The 15,111-nt window shown below is 71.2% G+C and carries 16 protein-coding genes; 8 read left to right on the top strand and 8 right to left on the bottom strand.

What is annotated here, in order from left to right; genetic code table 11:
* Window positions 1-85 precede the first annotated feature (85 nt).
* Together DI272_RS24045 and DI272_RS44910 are read right to left on the bottom strand one after the other, a co-directional pair.
* Window positions 86-358, bottom strand: a complete 273-nt coding sequence (locus DI272_RS24045; RefSeq protein WP_109497357.1) for a heavy-metal-associated domain-containing protein — start codon at window positions 356-358, stop codon at window positions 86-88.
* 86 nt (window positions 359-444) lie between these two features.
* Window positions 445-675 (bottom strand): hypothetical protein, encoded by a 231-nt coding sequence (locus DI272_RS44910; RefSeq protein ID WP_375138117.1) that lies wholly within the window; start codon window positions 673-675, stop codon window positions 445-447.
* Window positions 676-1,048: 373 nt separating this feature from the next.
* Here DI272_RS44910 and DI272_RS24040 point away from each other — a divergent pair, with 373 nt between their 5' ends.
* From DI272_RS24040 to DI272_RS24025, 4 genes are all read left to right on the top strand, one after another.
* Window positions 1,049-1,252: a cold-shock protein gene (locus DI272_RS24040; RefSeq protein WP_028799214.1), complete on the top strand. Its 204-nt coding sequence runs from the start codon at window positions 1,049-1,051 to the stop codon at window positions 1,250-1,252.
* 180 nt (window positions 1,253-1,432) lie between these two features.
* Entirely contained in the window at window positions 1,433-2,923 is a 1,491-nt protein-coding gene (locus tag DI272_RS24035) for a DEAD/DEAH box helicase (RefSeq protein ID WP_181387304.1), read from the top strand.
* A gap of 131 nt (window positions 2,924-3,054) precedes the next feature.
* A complete protein-coding gene (locus DI272_RS24030) occupies window positions 3,055-3,375 on the top strand; it encodes a hypothetical protein (RefSeq protein ID WP_109497356.1) in 321 nt (106 codons plus the stop codon).
* A gap of 61 nt (window positions 3,376-3,436) precedes the next feature.
* Window positions 3,437-3,682 carry an SCO5918 family protein gene (locus DI272_RS24025; RefSeq protein ID WP_109497355.1) on the top strand — a complete coding sequence of 82 codons (246 nt, stop codon included), beginning with the start codon at window positions 3,437-3,439 and terminating at the stop codon, window positions 3,680-3,682.
* 126 nt (window positions 3,683-3,808) lie between these two features.
* Here DI272_RS24025 and DI272_RS24020 read toward each other — a convergent pair whose 3' ends face one another.
* Window positions 3,809-4,201, bottom strand: coding sequence for a hypothetical protein (locus tag DI272_RS24020; RefSeq protein WP_109497354.1), 393 nt, complete (start codon window positions 4,199-4,201; stop codon window positions 3,809-3,811).
* 573 nt (window positions 4,202-4,774) lie between these two features.
* On the opposite strand from DI272_RS24020, the gene DI272_RS24015 reads away from it, so the two are divergent.
* Window positions 4,775-5,125 (top strand): MerR family transcriptional regulator, encoded by a 351-nt coding sequence (locus DI272_RS24015; RefSeq protein ID WP_109497353.1) that lies wholly within the window; start codon window positions 4,775-4,777, stop codon window positions 5,123-5,125.
* A gap of 311 nt (window positions 5,126-5,436) precedes the next feature.
* Here DI272_RS24015 and DI272_RS24010 read toward each other — a convergent pair whose 3' ends face one another.
* The 4 genes from DI272_RS24010 to DI272_RS23995 form a co-directional block, all read right to left on the bottom strand.
* Complete coding sequence (locus tag DI272_RS24010; RefSeq protein ID WP_109497352.1) at window positions 5,437-6,975, bottom strand: MFS transporter; 1,539 nt, start codon at window positions 6,973-6,975, stop codon at window positions 5,437-5,439.
* Between the two features lie 320 nt (window positions 6,976-7,295).
* A complete protein-coding gene (locus tag DI272_RS24005) occupies window positions 7,296-8,900 on the bottom strand; it encodes a bifunctional 3-(3-hydroxy-phenyl)propionate/3-hydroxycinnamic acid hydroxylase (protein ID WP_109497351.1) in 1,605 nt (534 codons plus the stop codon).
* A gap of 21 nt (window positions 8,901-8,921) precedes the next feature.
* Window positions 8,922-9,860 (bottom strand): fumarylacetoacetate hydrolase family protein, encoded by a 939-nt coding sequence (locus tag DI272_RS24000; RefSeq protein WP_109497350.1) that lies wholly within the window; start codon window positions 9,858-9,860, stop codon window positions 8,922-8,924.
* On the bottom strand, window positions 9,857-11,002 hold the full coding sequence (locus tag DI272_RS23995) for a VOC family protein (RefSeq protein WP_109497349.1): 1,146 nt from the start codon (window positions 11,000-11,002) through the stop codon (window positions 9,857-9,859). The genes DI272_RS24000 and DI272_RS23995 overlap by 4 nt, the downstream gene beginning before the upstream one ends.
* Before the next feature lie 136 nt (window positions 11,003-11,138).
* Between DI272_RS23995 and DI272_RS23990 the strand changes: the two genes are divergently transcribed.
* The 3 genes from DI272_RS23990 to DI272_RS23980 all read left to right on the top strand — a co-directional run bounded on the left by DI272_RS23990 (window position 11,139) and on the right by DI272_RS23980 (window position 14,354).
* Window positions 11,139-11,774, top strand: coding sequence for a TetR/AcrR family transcriptional regulator (locus DI272_RS23990; protein WP_109497348.1), 636 nt, complete (start codon window positions 11,139-11,141; stop codon window positions 11,772-11,774).
* A gap of 272 nt (window positions 11,775-12,046) precedes the next feature.
* The gene (locus tag DI272_RS23985; protein ID WP_109497347.1) at window positions 12,047-12,880 is read left to right on the top strand and encodes a PIG-L family deacetylase; all 834 of its coding nucleotides are present in this window, start codon (window positions 12,047-12,049) and stop codon (window positions 12,878-12,880) included.
* A gap of 139 nt (window positions 12,881-13,019) precedes the next feature.
* Window positions 13,020-14,354 (top strand): GNAT family N-acetyltransferase, encoded by a 1,335-nt coding sequence (locus DI272_RS23980; RefSeq protein ID WP_258314646.1) that lies wholly within the window; start codon window positions 13,020-13,022, stop codon window positions 14,352-14,354.
* A 31-nt stretch (window positions 14,355-14,385) separates the two neighbouring features.
* On the opposite strand, the gene DI272_RS23975 is transcribed toward DI272_RS23980, so the two are convergent.
* Window positions 14,386-14,994, bottom strand: coding sequence for a helix-turn-helix domain-containing protein (locus tag DI272_RS23975; RefSeq protein WP_109501004.1), 609 nt, complete (start codon window positions 14,992-14,994; stop codon window positions 14,386-14,388).
* Between the last annotated feature and the right edge of the window lie 117 nt (window positions 14,995-15,111).

Raw genomic sequence — 15,111 nt, 5'->3', positions numbered from 1 at the left:
GCCCACCAACGGCGCGGATTGACGCTTGACATGACTGACCTCTCGTGAAGAAGAGGGAAATAGGGGCCCGGTGCGGCCGGGCGGATCAGGCGGGCACTCTGCCCGCGAAGTCGTAGCCGGCCTCGTCGACGTTCGCGGCGATCAGCGCGTCGAACGCCTCGTCGGCCTCGGCGGCGGTCGTCACGGTGACCAGTCCGGTCCCGATCTCGACCGTCACGGCGGTGACCCCGTCCAAGGCACTCACCGCATCGGTGACGACGCCTTGGCAGTGCGCGCTGCCGATGCCCTCGACCTTGTAGACGACCGTGTTGGCGGTGCTCGCGTGGCAGCTTCCGCCCGGGGTGCAGCAACCCGACATGAGATCCTCCATGGATTCCCAATACCCCCAGGGGGTATGTGATCGACGGACTCCTGTATACCCCCCATGGGTATCCGGCGCAAGGGTCAGTGCGCGATCTCAATGCGCAGGGGGCTCGCGCCCAGAGCGACCGGTGCCCCGCGGTCAACTACGGCGCGACCGCTCACCCGCGGACGGCACACCAGGGCACGTTCGCCACGGCTGCGAGGTGGATGCCCGTGCGCAACCACGGGGGAGGTGAGGGCGCTCAGCGGATCGGGCAGCTCCGGCAGGTCGGCACCGGCGTTGCACGACCGCGGCCGCCACGCACCATCCAGGACACCTTCCCGCGACCCCGTCGTCTCCAGCCGGAGGAGCGTGCGCCGTCCGCTGACGGCAGCGGCAGCGGGGCACGGCCCGTCGAGGGAGGTCAGAGGGCTTCAGGCGGAACACCCGGCCGGAAAGCCGCGCCCGCGGAGAGCAATATCTGTGCTCGCGAAATGAGAAATAGGTACGGGGTACGGTGAGTATTCCTCGATCACCCGGCGGAGCGGGATTATTCACCCCGCACGGCAGATCTCGCCGTGCTACTGTCGAACTCAGTTGCAGGTGTGGTTGCCAGTAGGTTTTTCCGACGGCCGATCATCACGGCGACACGGAATGCGCACAGGGCGTATTCCCGTACTCCGCCTCCGAAGGGGAAACAACAACGTGGCTACTGGCACTGTGAAGTGGTTCAACGCGGAAAAGGGCTTCGGCTTCATCGAGCAGGACGGCGGCGGCGCTGACGTCTTCGCCCACTACTCGAACATCGCCACCCAGGGCTTCCGCGAGCTGCTGGAAGGCCAGAAGGTGTCGTTCGACATCGCGCAGGGCCAGAAGGGCCCGACGGCCGAGAACATCGTTCCCGCCTGACGCACCGGCACCGACGCATACTTCGCAGCTGGGGCCCGCACCTTGGGGTGCGGGCCCCAGCTCGTTTCATTCTCAGGGTGATTCCCCCCTGGCATTTTCGGCCCGTTCTCGCGATTCTCTGCGCCGCTCTTTCTGCTGCGGAAATTCCTTGATACGTGCCCGCATCGAGGAAGGTTCCGCATGAACCGCGCACGTACCACTCGCGCACGCGCCAATCGCACACATGACCGCTTCGGAGGAAACGCCGCCGCGGGCCGCTCCGGCGCTCCGCGCCGTTCCAACGGTCACGAAAACCGGCGGCCGGCGCCGGGCGAGTTCGCCCTGCCGGAGACGGTCACGCCCGCGTTGCCCGCTGTCGAGTCGTTCGCCGATCTCGCCATGCCGGCGCCGTTGCTGGCCACGCTCGGCCATGAAGGCGTGACAGCACCGTTCCCGATCCAGGCGGCGACCCTGCCCAACTCCCTGGCCGGCCGTGACGTACTGGGCCGTGGCCGCACCGGGTCGGGCAAGACCCTCGCCTTCGGCCTTGCGGTACTGGCCCGTACGGCGGGCCGGCGCGCCGAGCCGCGTCGGCCGCTGGCCCTGATTCTCGTCCCCACCCGTGAGCTGGCCCAGCAGGTCACCGACGCGCTCGCTCCCTATGCCCGCTCCGTGAGCCTGAGGCTTGCCACCGTCGTCGGCGGAATGTCCATCGGCAGGCAGGCCGGTGCGCTGCGGACCGGCGCGGAGGTGGTCGTCGCGACGCCCGGTCGCCTCAAGGACCTCATCGACCGGGGCGCCTGCCGACTCGCCGACGTCGACGTCACGGTGCTCGACGAGGCCGACCAGATGACCGACATGGGCTTCATGCCCCAGGTCACCGCACTGCTCGACCAAGTGCGCCCCGAGGGCCAGCGGATGTTGTTCTCGGCCACCCTGGACCGCAACGTCGACCTGCTGGTCCGCCGCTACCTGACCGACCCGGTGGTGCACTCCGTCGACCCGTCGGCCGGTGCCGTCACCACGATGGAGCACCATGTCCTCCACGTGCACGACGCGGACAAGCACCGCACGACCACCGAGATCGCGGCCCGGGACGGCCGGGTCATCATGTTCCTGGACACCAAGGACGCCGTGGACCGGCTGACGAAGCACCTGCTGAACAGCGGTGTCCGCGCCGCGGCCCTGCACGGTGGCCGCTCCCAGCCGCAGCGCACCCGGACCCTCGCGCAGTTCAAGGACGGCCACGTCACCGTCCTGGTGGCCACCAACGTCGCGGCCCGCGGCATCCACATCGACAGCCTCGACCTGGTCGTCAACGTGGATCCGCCCAGCGATCACAAGGACTATCTGCACCGCGGCGGCCGTACGGCCCGCGCCGGGGAGTCCGGCAGCGTCGTCACCCTGGTGACACCCCGCCAACGCCGCGGCATGACCCGGCTGATGGCCTCGGCCGGCATCAGCCCGCGCATCACCCCGGTCCGCTCGGGTGAGGCGGAGCTGAGCCGCATCACCGGCGCGCAAGCACCCTCCGGGGTCCCTGTGGTCATCACCGCGCCTGTCGCGGAACGCACCCGCCGCACGTCTTCGCCGTCCCGGGACCGCCAGGGCCGCACGGGCCAGGGCCGACCCGTCGGCGCGCGGGGGCGCCGCAGGACACAGCGGCGGCCCGGCAACAACTCGGCCGCCTAGGCCGACGCACTCTCCAAGGACCTTCTGACCTCTCGCGAGACGCAACGGTCTCCTGGGCCACAAGGGCCGCCCGACCCGACCACCCCCCACCGAAGGAGACACCTTTGACGCCGACGCGAACGCAGTACGGCATGCCGCGCCCCGCTCCCGTGACCGCGGTCGAGGACAGCGAAGGGCACGGGCCTCGGGTGTGCGACGACATGACCGTCGAGGTGGCTCTGGCCGTCATGGCGAGTGCCCGGGTCGAGTACCTGACCGTGTGCGACGGGGACAACCGGAGCACAGCTCTGATCACGCTGCTCCGGCTCGCCGATCTTCGCGAGAGTGACACCTACACCGACCGGATCCGTCTGCGGGACGTCCTCGCCGAAACGCTGCCCTTGCCCGGCGGCCGCTCGGGCGGCGTGGGTGAGTACGGGCGGGTTCCGGGCGTACCCGCCCTGTCGTGCTGATCCGTCTCGGCCCCGGGCGCCCGTTCTCCCTCTCCCCGCGACTTCTCTGCTGTGAGGCATCATGCGCTGTGTCATCGCCCGATACCCGTTCGACCTGACCAAGGCCGGGGTGCTGGCCTCGATGAGGGGCGTCAGGCCCGAGATCGTCACGGGTGAGTCCGTGACCATCGGCCGCCGCCGCTACCCCGTCAAGCAGGTGGGCCAGGTCATCACGCGACAGGACCCGCGGGACTTCACCGCCCGCGAGGTCAGTCGGGCCCTGACACGGCTGGGCTTCACCTGCCATGACCGACCCGTGGCCGTGTGAGAACGGGCGGGAGACCGCCCTCGAAGTCCCGATGGGGCCCTGCCGACGCGCGTCGGCAGGGCCCCATCGCTGTGCCGCCGTCCGGCTCGGAAAGCACCGGCCGGGCAACGCGAGCAGGACGGCGTCTCACCGGTCGAAGTGGATGAGATCTCCCACGGACCATGCACTGACGTCCTTGATCGCGACCCGGTACATGCCACCTGTCTCCGGGATCCCGAGGGTGCCCTGCAGGATCCGGGCGAGATGGAAGTGCAGATGCGTGGGTGCCTCGTCATGATCGGACCGGTTCTCAGGATCGGCCCGGTTCCCGCGCGGGTTGCGCGCGAAGACGTCCGAGAACGGGCCGAGACGGTCCGAGTCCTTCAGGACCTCCGCCACGCGCTCCCTCCATACGGCCTCGGGAGCCAGACGGCCGGTGATGACGGCGCCGCCGACGACCACGGTCAGCGCCATCTGATTGCTTCGCTCGGACTCCACCGCGGCGGAGATGGCGACGAGCAGCTCATCAGGGTTCGACATGGCAGCAAAGCTTATGCGGCCCACCCGTGGGGCCGGGCGCGGCAGAGTTCTTCTCCCGCCGGACGAGCTAAATCTGTTCTTGCCGGGGTAGCTTTTCCTCCCTGTCATGGGTACAGTTCTTCTCGTAGACAAGGTCGATGAGACCCGCCAGACACGAACTGGCGGGTAGCTGAATACGAAGTACGCAGGTCAGTGCGGCTCCCGAGCCTCGAAGCCAGAGTGTTTCGAGAACGGTGACGAGGCTGAGAGCCCGCACTGGGCGGCTCGTAAGTCGAGGAGCTGCCGACAGCAGTACCGGTTCCATCAGTGGTTGGTTCAGAGAGGAACGGAGGAGCAGACGCCATCAGGATCGCCCGGCCCGAGAAGCACTCGGTCGGGTACCGCAAGACCCCGGAATGGATGGTGGTCCCCGGTCAAGCAGCTGCGATCCCCCCGCACCCCCCTCTGCCGAGCCGGGTAGCGGAGACAGAAGGTCGGCACAGCAGTAGGGCCGACAGATGGTGTTCAATTTCCTTCGGGGCCCTGGTGCCGTACGGCGCCAGGGCCCCTCGACGCGTTGCACAGCGAGGTGACATGACATCGGACAACCCCCTGAATGATCGTCTGGACGACGACGACTACCCCGCGTACTCGATGGGCCGGGCAGCCGAGATGCTCGGCGCCACCCCGGCGTTCCTCCGAGCCATCGGTGAGGCTCGTCTGATCACTCCGCTCCGCTCGGAGGGAGGACATCGCCGGTACTCCCGTTACCAACTGCGGATCGCCGCGCGCGCCCGGGAGCTCGTCGACAAGGGGACTCCGATCGAGGCCGCGTGCCGCATCGTCATCCTCGAGGACCAGCTCGAGGAAGCGCAGCGCATCAACGCCGAGTACCGTCGTGCCGCCGGCGAAACGGCGGGCCGTGCCGGCTCCGGCTCCGTCTGAACACACCTCCGCCTGAACACACGGGCGCGTACCGTGGACGACTTCGTGGAGCGCGGGGCGAGCAGGGGGAGAACGCCGCCCTGGACCGCTTCTTGGAGGCGCTGAGCGCCTGCATCGACGCTTTCCCCACTGGGGCAGTCCTCGGCACCCGCACCACTGACGGACCAGATGGAGCCGCTCAGGGACACCCGGGTCGATTGCCTGGCCGCAGCTCGCTGTCCTGACCGCAGCTCGTCCTGGCCTCATCTCGCTGTCCCTCCCGCAGCCCGCTGCCCCTCCCGCAGCCCGCTGTCCCTGCCGTCGCCGGGGGGTCAGTCGGTCGTTGGCGGTGTTTTCGGTGCGCGCAGCAGGGCGCCGATCGCTGCGGCGAGGACGACGACGCTCACGGCGATCAGGGAGGCGGACAGGCCGTCCATGAACGCGCTCTTGACGGCGTCGGCGAGGGCCGGGCCCCGCTCGCCGAGCCGGTCGGCGACGGGGAGGCCGGCGGCTGCCGAGTGGCGTACGGACTCGGCTGCGTCGGCGGGGAGTCGGGAGACCGAGTCGGGGAGCGAGGAGCGGTAGTGGCTGCCGTAGATCGAACCCATGAGGGCGATGCCGACCGCCGAACCGACCTCGCGGGTGGTGTCGTTCATGGCGGAGGCGACGCCCTGCTGACCCTGGCCGAGGGAGCCGGTGATGGCCGCGGTGCCGACGGCACCGCTCAGGCCGATGCCGAGGCCCGCCAGGATCAGGCCGCCGAGGAAGGGCAGGTAGCCGGAGTCGGCGTCGAGGAAGGAGATGGCGTACAGGCCGGCGGCGAGCAGGAGCAGGCCGGCGGACATGACCGCCTTCATGCCGAACCGGTGGACCAGGTGCGGGGTGAGCAGGGAGGTGGGCAGGACCGCCAGCGCGACCGGGACGAGGGCGACGGCGGCCTTCAACGGGCTGTAGTCCAGGATGAGTTGCAGGTACTGCAGGCCGACGAAGAAGAAGCCGAAGACGGCCATGAACTGCACCAGGACCGTGATGGCGCCGGCCCGGAAGCCGCGGATGCCGAACAGGGCGGGGTCCAGCAGCGGGTGTTCGGTGCGCATGCCGAGGTAGGCGTAGGCGGCGAAGGACCCGGTCGTGACGACGAAGGCGCCGATCACCACGGGTTCCGTCCAGCCCTGCTCGTTGCCCTCGATGATGGCGAAGACCAGGGTGCCGATGGCCACGGCCGTGGTGATCGCCCCGGCGGCATCGGGGCGGTGCGGGTGGGTGTCCTTGGTGTTGGGGGCCAGCAGGGCGGCCGCGAGCGCGGCGGCCAGGGCGACGGCGGCGCCGGCGACGAAGATCGAGCGCCAGGAGAACTGCTCCAGCAGGGCCCCGGCGGCGAGCATGCCGATGATCGCGCCGGCCGCCGCGAAGCCCGACCACGTGGCCACGCCCTTGGCGCGCTGCTCGGGCGGGAAGGCCGCGGTGATCGTCGACAGCGTCCCCGGCATGATCATCGCGGCGCCGAAGCCCATGACTGCGCGCCAGACGATCAGCGTGCTCGTGGAGTCCGCGAACGAGGCGGCCAGGGACGCGGCGCCGAAGACGAGCGTGCCGGCGATGAGCACATTGCGGCGGCCGAGGCGGTCGCCGAGCGCGCCGAGCGGCAGCACGAGGGCGGCCAGGGCGACGGTGTAGGCGTCGGCGATCCAGGTCAGCGCCCCGTTGGAGGCCGACAGGTCGATGGCCAGGTCGGGCAGGGCCAGGTTGAGGGCGGAGACGGACGCGACGACCAGGACGAGTGACAGGCACATCGCGAACAGCACGCCGCGGGTTCCGGCGCGGCCGGTGGCGACGGAGGGCGCTGTGTCCTGGCGGGAGGTGGTGGTCATGGGGCCTCAGTGAGTGCGGTGGGGGGTGGTCGAGCGGCTGACCGAGGGAAAGTGTTGAGTTAATTATCAAGTCTGACAGAATCTTGGTGAGCAGGTGCGGACTTCGTCCGGCCCGCGTGGCGTGCGGTCCGGGGAAGACCCGGCTGCTCGTGCCGCTGAGCAGACGTCCGACCGGGGCCTCCAGCGGTGCGGTGCGGAGTAGTCGGAGGGGTCGGCCGCGACGCCTCGGTGCCGGGCGGCCCAGCGGCCGAAGTCGGCGGTCCGGCTGCGTGCGGCGGCTTCCGGGTCCGGGGGCCAGAAGGGGATGGCGTACGGCGTGGTCATCGCGCGGAACTCCTCGGCAGAGGTGCGGACATGGGCTGTGCGACGGGCCCTCGGGTGGTGCACAGCAGGGGCGCCCAGGCGGTGACGCCGGTGAAGCCGCCGCCGCCTGCCGGGACGACGTCCATCACGACGCGGTCGGGGCGCAGCAGGACGGCGTCGGCACGGCCCGCGCGCAGCCAGGCGGCGAGGGTGCCGTCGTCGCCGGTGTCGTGCACGTCGACGACGCGGGCGCCGAGTCCGTCGGTGAGCGCGCGGAGTGCGGGCGGCAGCGGCACCGCGGTCAGCACGGCGAAGGAGTCGCCGAGGACGTCGTCGAGCCGGACATGCTGTCCGTCCTCGGCCGTCACCCGGGGCTGCGGGCAGAGAGTGCCGCCGAGCCGGCTGCGGCGTACGAGCGAACCGGCGCGCAGCGGGCGGCTGAGGTCCCGGCTCGCCGCACCCGTCACGCCGGGGATGCGGCAGGCCGCGGCGACGGCGGTGCGGCGCAGGGCGGCGGCGCGGTCCTGACCGCCGGTCATGGCCCAGCCGGTGGCGACCGCGAGGCGGATCACGTGGCGGGCGTGGGGCTTGCGTTCCCGCTCGTAGGTGTCCAGCAGTCGTTCGTCGGCGCCCTGTGTCAGGACGCGGGCGAGCTTCCAGGTCAGGTTGTAGGCGTCGCGCAGCCCCGAGCACAGGCCCTGTCCGACGAACGGCGGGGTGAGGTGGGCGGCGTCGCCGAGGAGGAAGACGCGGCCGAGACGCCAGCGGTCGGCGATGCGGGCCCGGAAGGTGTACTGGGCCTGCCGGACGACGTGGAAGCCGTCGGCCGGGGAGAGGCGGGAGACGTCCACCCAGGGGGCGACCAGCTCGCGCAGTCGCTCCCGCCCGCCGGGGCCGTCGAGGCCCTCCCCCGTACGCAGCCGGAACTCCCAGCGGTAACGGTCCTCACCGATCCGCATGAACGTCGCCGGGCGGTGCGGGTCGCAGACCTGGTCGACGCCCTCCCAGCAGCGGACGGCGGCTTTCGTCGTCACGTCGATGACGGTCCAGTCCTCCTCGAAGCGCAGGTCCTCCCATCCCGCGCCGATCGCGTCGCGGGTGCGGCTGCCCGCGCCGTCGCAGCCGAGGACGGCGTCCGCGAGCAGCAGGTGCTCGCCGTCGTCGTCGCGGTAGGTGACGCGGACCGGCCCGTGGGCGGGCTGCTCGACCGCCGTCACCTCTGCCCCGCCCCGCAGCTCGCACTCCGGGCGCCGGGCGAGCGCCTCGCGCAGCAGCCGCTCCAGCTCGGGCTGGTCGAACATGCTGGTCTGCGGGAAGCCGTGGTGGCCGTACGGGGACCGCCGGAACTCGGCGATCATCCGGTGCCGGGCGTCCAGCAGTCTGAGGCCGCGCGCGGGACGGGCGACGGCGGCGAACTCGTCGGCGATGCCGGCGGCCTGGAGAATCCTGCACACCTCGTCGTCGGTGGCGACGGCCCGGGGCAGGGGGTAGACGTCCCGGTGGCGTTCCAGGACGACGGTGGGCACCCCGCGCCGGGCGAGCAGCAGGGCGGCGGTGACGCCCGCCGGTCCGGCGCCGACGATCACCACGGGTACGTCTGCCGAGCTGTGCCGGCCGGTCATGTGCGGCTCGCTTCCGTCGTCTCAGTGGGCGTCGGCCACGGGCGTGCGCTGCTCGCCCAGGTCGATCCGGCCGTCCGGGGTGGCGATGGAGGCGGTGACGACATCGCCGTGCCGCAGGTAGTGGGGGTTCTTGGCCTGGGACTTGAAGAACGCCTTCCACTTCACCGCGGGCGGCAGCAGGGCGCCGATCTTCTCGACCGGTTTCGGCGGGGCCTTGAGGGCCGTGCCGCCGGGGGTGCCGGTGAGCAGCAGGTCGCCGGGGTCGAGGGTCTGGAAGCGGGCCAGCAGCGTGAGGGCCTGCGCCGGGCGGACGATCATGTCGGCGAGGGTGCGGTCCTGGCGCAGTTCCCCGTTGACGGACAGCTTCAGCCGCAGGTCGAGGAGGTGGGCGAAGTCCTCCGGCTCCAGCAGGGCCAGGTAGGGGCCGGTCGGGGTGAAGGTCGGGTAGGACTTGCTCTCGTAGAACTGCGTCTTGGTCAGCTGGACCTCACGGGCGCTGACGTCGTTGGTGACCACGAGCCCGGCGACGCAGGACGGCAGGTCCCGCTCCTCGACGACGGTGCCGACGGGCAGCGACGCCCCCATGACCAGGCCGAGTTCGATCTCGTAGTCGAGGAACCGCACATGGGAGGGGCGGACGACGGCCTCGCCCGGGCCGCTGACCGAGCCGGACGCCTTGCGGAAGAAGGCGGGCGGGATGTCGCCGGTGAAGCCCGAATCACGGGCGTGGCTGCGGTAGTTGACCATCTGGGCCACCACCCGGCACGGGGTGGTGACCGGCGAGAGCGCTGTCAGGCCGGAAACGGGTGTGCCCGGCTCGCCGGAGAGAGCCGCCGCGCGTACGGCGTCACGGTCGGCGATCAGTTCGGCGGTGGTGACGGCCTCGGTGTCGACGCGGACGGCGTGCTCACCGCGGACGACCCACCAACTGCCGTCGGTGCGCAGGATGTTGGTGCTCATGAGTTCATCGCTTTCATCAGGCCCAGCAGACGTTCGACGTCGAGTTCGTTGTCGCCGCGCAGGGCGTGCAGCACCTCGCGGACCTTGGCGGGGGACGGGCTCGCGCCCAGGAAGTCACGGGTGGCCGGCGGGCCCCACTGGGCCAGCCCGCTCGCCGACATCGGCGCCCAGCCCGGCTCCACGTCGCAGGAGAACAGGTCGCCGTCGGCGAAGTGCTCCAGCATGAGGCGGTCGGGGTCGCGCCAGTAGTCGAAGAGCTGGCTGCCCTGGATGTGCCGGCCGATGCCCCAGCTGCGCCGGTAGCCGCGCTCGGCCAGGTACTCACCGCCCGCCGCGATCGAGTCCAGGTCGGTGACCTGGTAGGCGGAGTGGACGTATCCCGTCCCCGGTCCCAGGTGCATCGCGAGCGTGTGGTGGTCGGCGGGCACGGTGCCCAGGTCGCAGCGGATGAACGCCATCGTGGGGCCGCGCCCGCGCTGCCCGTCCAGGAACAGGAAGTCCGACACGATCATCCCGAGGGTGTCCAGGTACCAGTCCAGGGCGCGGGCGAACATCCCTGTCTCCAGCACCACATGACCCAGCCGCTGGATGCGGGACGGCTCTCGCGGCGGGCGCTGCGTCGCGTCGACACGGCGGTGGTCCGTGCCGAAGTTGAGCAGTTGCGCCCGCTGCCCCGGCAGTTCGGGGAGCTGTTCGGCGCAGTGCACGACCCGCACCGGGACGCCGGAGGGGTCGAGCAGGTCGACCACCTTGCCGCCGCCGGGCCCGTCCGCGTCCCGCACGCTCCGGCCCGTCGCACGGGCCAGCCGGTCCAGGTCGGCCCGCTCGGCCGCCCGGAACGCCGGGCCGATGAAACGGGACGTGCGTCCGCGCCGGATCACCATGCAGGGCGGGCCGGCGAAGGTGCCCCGCAGCCACAGCTCGCTCGCGGTACGGGCGGCGACGCCGAAGCCGAAGTCGCGGGCGAAGACCTCCGCCCGGTCCAGGTCGGGCTTCTCGAACTCCAGCCACGCCAGGTCCGCCACCTTGATCACGGGGTTCCGTGAGCGACCGGGATGTTCGCCGCGCAGGGCGCCCTGCTCGCTGTGGAGGTCCTGGTGGGGCGTCGCGACGGCGGCTTGGGCCACGCGAGTGTCAGACATGGTGCCCTCCGAGCGACGTTGCCTTGGTGAGGAAATCATCATCACTGACGAGAACCTCGTCAATAGATCGACCGTCATTGATTGAGGATTTCATCAGAACTGTGGCAGTGGTGGGCCCCGCAGTTACACTCGGCCCATGCCCACGTCAGCCCCGCCCAGCAACCGGTTCGAGCGGCGCCGCGCCGAGACCCGTCGCGCGCTCATTCGCGCCGCCCGGCAGATACTCGCCGAGACCGGGGACACCAGCGCCAGCATCCAGGCGATCGCCGAGCGCGCGGACGTCGGCTTCGGCTCCTTCTACAACCACTTCGAGTCCAAGACGGAGCTGTTCGAGGCGGCCGTGGTGGACGCCCTGGAGGAGTTCGGCCGCACCTTCGACGAGCACCTGACCGGGATCGACGACCCGGCGGAACTCGTCGCGGCGGGTTTCCGGCTCAGCGCCCGCATGGCCGACTCCCACCCCGAGCTCATGCAGGTCCTGCGCCGCCGCGGCCTCGGCCACCTCCACTCGGGCAACGGCCTGGCCGTCCGGGCACTGCGCGATCTCCAGACCGGCATCGCCTCCGGCCGCTTCACGGCCGTCGAGCCGGTGGTGGCCCTGTCCGCACTGGGCGGCACCCTGCTGTCCCTGGCGGAGCTCCGATTCGCCCGCCCCGACGTGGACGGTGACGAGGCCGCGGTGCACCTCGCCGAGATGGTCCTGCGGATGCTGGGCGTCGCCCCGGACGACGCCCACGAGGTCGCCCGGCGGCCGTTGCCCGACCTGGACTGACGGCTCTGCACGGCGCCGAGGGCGGTCGCCGCATCCCCGTACGACGGGAAGGCGGTCGCCTCCGCGCCGCGGGCCGGTATGCCGTGCGCGGTGCGGACCTGGACATGGGCGGTGCTCTCCTCGGTTCGTGTACGTCGAAGCGTGAAAGGCCGATCGGCCGTGCCGGGAACAGCCGGTCCGGTCGGCACGGTTGCAACGGCCGAGGGACCGGCCCGGCGCCGCACCGGCGGGGGCACCTGGACCAGAACGTCTTTTCAGGAGGACTGTTTTTCATGACTGACCGGCCGTTGACGCTCATGGCAGTGCACGCCCACCCCGACGACGAGGCCACCGGCACCGGAGGAGTCCTCGCGCGGTACGCGGCGGAGGGCATCCGCACGGTTCTCGTGACATGTACCGACGGCGGTTGCGGTGACGGACCGGGCGGCGTCAAGCCGGGCGACCCCGGGCACGATCCGGCGGCGGTCGCGGCGATGCGCCGGCAGGAACTCGAGGCGAGCTGCGGGGTCCTGAAGATCAGTGACCTGGAGATGCTGGACTACGCCGACTCCGGAATGGCCGGCTGGCCGGGCAACGACGCCCCCGGCTCCTTCTGGCAGACCCCCGTGCAGGAAGGCGCGGCCCGGCTCGCGGAGCTCATGCGGCACTACCGACCCGACGTGGTCGTCACCTACGACGAGAACGGCTTCTACGGCCACCCCGACCACATCCAGGCCCACCGCATCACCATGGCCGCCCTGGAGATGACCACGCTGACACCGAAGGTGTACTGGACCACGATGCCCCGCTCGGGGATGCGGCGGTTCGGCGAGATCATGCGCGAGTTCGGTGAGGACATGCCGGAGCCGGACCCCGCGGAGGCCGCCGCGCTGGCCGAGATCGGCCTCCCCGACGACGAGATCACCACCTGGGTGGACACCGCCGCGTACAGCGACCAGAAGTTCGACGCGCTGGCCGCGCACGCCAGCCAGGGCGAGAACATCTTCTTCCTCAGGATGGGCAAGGAGCGCTTCGGCGAGCTGATGGGCACGGAGACCTTCGTACGGGTCCAGGACCCCACCGGCGCGCCCCTGCCCGAGAACGATCTCTTCGCCGGCCTGCGCTGACCGGCCGCTCCGGATGCCGTGGAGACCAAATGCCGCCCGTGAGCTCGCCGTTGAGCGTCCTGTAAGAAACTCGGCTGCTGCGGCCCGGAGGCGACGGCTAGCCTCAGGTCATGAGCGTCGAAACGGGATGCGGACGGACATGAAGCGGGCATCGCTCTTCTGCGACGTCGCCCTGGCGCAGCGCATCGAACGAGGCGAGGCCCAGCTGATGGCCGCGGCAGCCGAAGCCGCCCGGCTGCGCCGGGGAGACGGCACCGGCTTCGTGCTGCGGGTGGCGGGCGGAGTGGCCACGTTCGCCGAGGACGGCTCACCGTTCAACAAGATCGCCGGCCTCGGATTCGACGGCGTGCCCGACGCGGCCGCACTGGACGAGATCGAGCGTGCCCTCGCCGCTCGCGGTGCTCCGGTGCAGGCCGAGGTGTCCGAGCTGGCCGACCCGGCGGTCAGCGCCCTGCTGACGGATCGCGGATACCGGCTGGAGTCGTTCGAGAACGTGCTCGGGCTCGCCCTCGACGGCACGTACGAGCGGATGCCTTCTCCTGGAATCGACGTCCGGGTGGCCCGCGACGACGAGTTCGAGGTGTGGCTGGACGCGGTGGCCGACGGGTTCGCCCATCCCGACGGGCAAGGAGTCCCCTCGCACGAGGACTTCCCGCGTGCGGTGCTCGCGAACGCCGAACGGGACTTCACGGCGGCCGGCGTGGTGCCCTACATCGCGCTGCGCGACGGCACCGTCGCCGGCGGCGGCAGCCTCCGCGTCGCGGACGGCGTCGCTCAGCTCACGGGTGCGGCGACGGTACCGTCCCACCGCCGGCGCGGTGTGCAGACGGCCCTGCTCTCGGCCCGGCTCGCCGACGCCGCTGCCGCCGGCTGCGACATCGCCGTCGTGACCACGCAGCCGGGCTCCAGGTCCCAGCAGAACGTGCAGCGCCAGGGATTCCACCTGCTGTACACCCGCGCCGTGCTGGTCAGAGGGGTCCCACCGACCGCCGCCGCGGAGGAGGTGAGGGTGGTGCTGTACGACGGCCCACGGGGCGCCATCAGGCCGCTGTTCGAACTGGCCGAGGACTCACCGGCGCAACTCGACTCCTACCTGGAGGACGGGAAGGTGCTCGTCGCGTTGCGGGGAACGGACGTGATCGGTCATCTGCAACTGGTGCGGACCGACCAGCCCGACACCTTCGAGATCAAGAACATGGCCGTACGCGAAGACCTCCAGCGCGCGGGCGTGGGCAGCTGTCTGGTGCGCCGGGCGATCGAGCTGGTCTCGCGCGAGTCGGGACGACGGCTGCTGGTCGCCACCGCCGCGGCCGACATCGGCAACCTGCGCTTCTACCAGCGGCAGGGATTCCGTATGCGGACGATCGAACGGGATGCCTTCACCGCCCGCACCGGCTACGCACCCGGCACCCTCATCGACGGCATCGAACTGCGCGACCGCGTCTGGCTCGACCACCTGCCGCAAAGGGCCTGATCCTGCGTCAGGGCGGGAGGTCGTCGGGGCTCTACGCATGGGGGGACGGGGCCGGAGAGGTGCGCAGCCGGAGGCGTTCGCCCTGGGGGCCGAACATGATCAGGTACTCGACCGGGGCGCCGGGCCCGGCGTTCGCCACGCCGTGCGGGGTGCGGGTGTCGAACTCGGCGACGTCTCCGGGGGTCAGCACGAGGTCCTGGTCGCCGAGCGCGAGCCACAGCCGCCCGTACAGGACGCACAGCCACTCGCGGCCGTCGTGGGAGACCTGACGGGGCCGCGCGGGCGGGCCCTCGACGGCGGGCAGGACGTGCTTGTGGGCGTGCAGGCCGCCGACGTACCGGGTCAGCGGCAGCACCAGCTTGTCGTCCCCGAAGCTCAGCGGTGCCCGCCCCCGCCGCTCGGGCGCGGCGGCGGGCGCGGTGCCGGCCAGTTCGTCCAGGGAGACGCCGTACTCCTTCGACAGCCGCAGCAGCACCTCCAGGGTGGGCCTGCGCCGGCCGGTCTCGATCCGGGACAGCGTGCTGGCCGAGATGCCGGTCGCACAGCTGACAGCGGCGAGCGTCGCTCCGCGCTGCTCGCGCGCGGCCCGCAACCGGGGCCCCATCGCGGCCGACATGTCCTCCACGTCGTCGACTGCCACCTGCACCGCTCCTTCCCGCCTCGCCGGTCCACCGCCCTGTCCTGCGAGTTTGCCAGCCTGGCAAGGGCGATCGCGTCGGGCGGGTGCCACGCCGCATGATCGGGGGGCAGCGGCGTC

Source organism: Streptomyces sp. Act143 (assembly GCF_003143935.1).
Taxonomy (GTDB): Bacteria; Actinomycetota; Actinomycetes; order Streptomycetales; family Streptomycetaceae; genus Streptomyces.
Note: the sequence above shows the minus strand (reverse complement) of the source record. Positions and strands in the feature narration are given on the sequence as shown.

Bases quoted from the DNA above. Each gene is read 5' to 3' on its own strand.
- DI272_RS24045 (WP_109497357.1), bottom strand. From the start codon at position 358: ATGTCGGGTTGCTGCACCCCGGGCGGAAGCTGCCACGCGAGCACCGCC.
- DI272_RS24035 (WP_181387304.1), top strand. From the start codon at position 1,433: ATGAACCGCGCACGTACCACTCGCGCACGCGCCAATCGCACACATGAC.
- DI272_RS24030 (WP_109497356.1), top strand. From the start codon at position 3,055: ATGCCGCGCCCCGCTCCCGTGACCGCGGTCGAGGACAGCGAAGGGCAC.
- DI272_RS24025 (WP_109497355.1), top strand. From the start codon at position 3,437: ATGCGCTGTGTCATCGCCCGATACCCGTTCGACCTGACCAAGGCCGGG.
- DI272_RS24020 (WP_109497354.1), bottom strand. From the start codon at position 4,201: ATGTCGAACCCTGATGAGCTGCTCGTCGCCATCTCCGCCGCGGTGGAG.
- DI272_RS24015 (WP_109497353.1), top strand. From the start codon at position 4,775: ATGACATCGGACAACCCCCTGAATGATCGTCTGGACGACGACGACTAC.
- DI272_RS24010 (WP_109497352.1), bottom strand. From the start codon at position 6,975: ATGACCACCACCTCCCGCCAGGACACAGCGCCCTCCGTCGCCACCGGC.
- DI272_RS24005 (WP_109497351.1), bottom strand. From the start codon at position 8,900: ATGACCGGCCGGCACAGCTCGGCAGACGTACCCGTGGTGATCGTCGGC.
- DI272_RS24000 (WP_109497350.1), bottom strand. From the start codon at position 9,860: ATGAGCACCAACATCCTGCGCACCGACGGCAGTTGGTGGGTCGTCCGC.
- DI272_RS23995 (WP_109497349.1), bottom strand. From the start codon at position 11,002: ATGTCTGACACTCGCGTGGCCCAAGCCGCCGTCGCGACGCCCCACCAG.
- DI272_RS23990 (WP_109497348.1), top strand. From the start codon at position 11,139: ATGCCCACGTCAGCCCCGCCCAGCAACCGGTTCGAGCGGCGCCGCGCC.
- DI272_RS23985 (WP_109497347.1), top strand. From the start codon at position 12,047: ATGACTGACCGGCCGTTGACGCTCATGGCAGTGCACGCCCACCCCGAC.
- DI272_RS23980 (WP_258314646.1), top strand. From the start codon at position 13,020: ATGAAGCGGGCATCGCTCTTCTGCGACGTCGCCCTGGCGCAGCGCATC.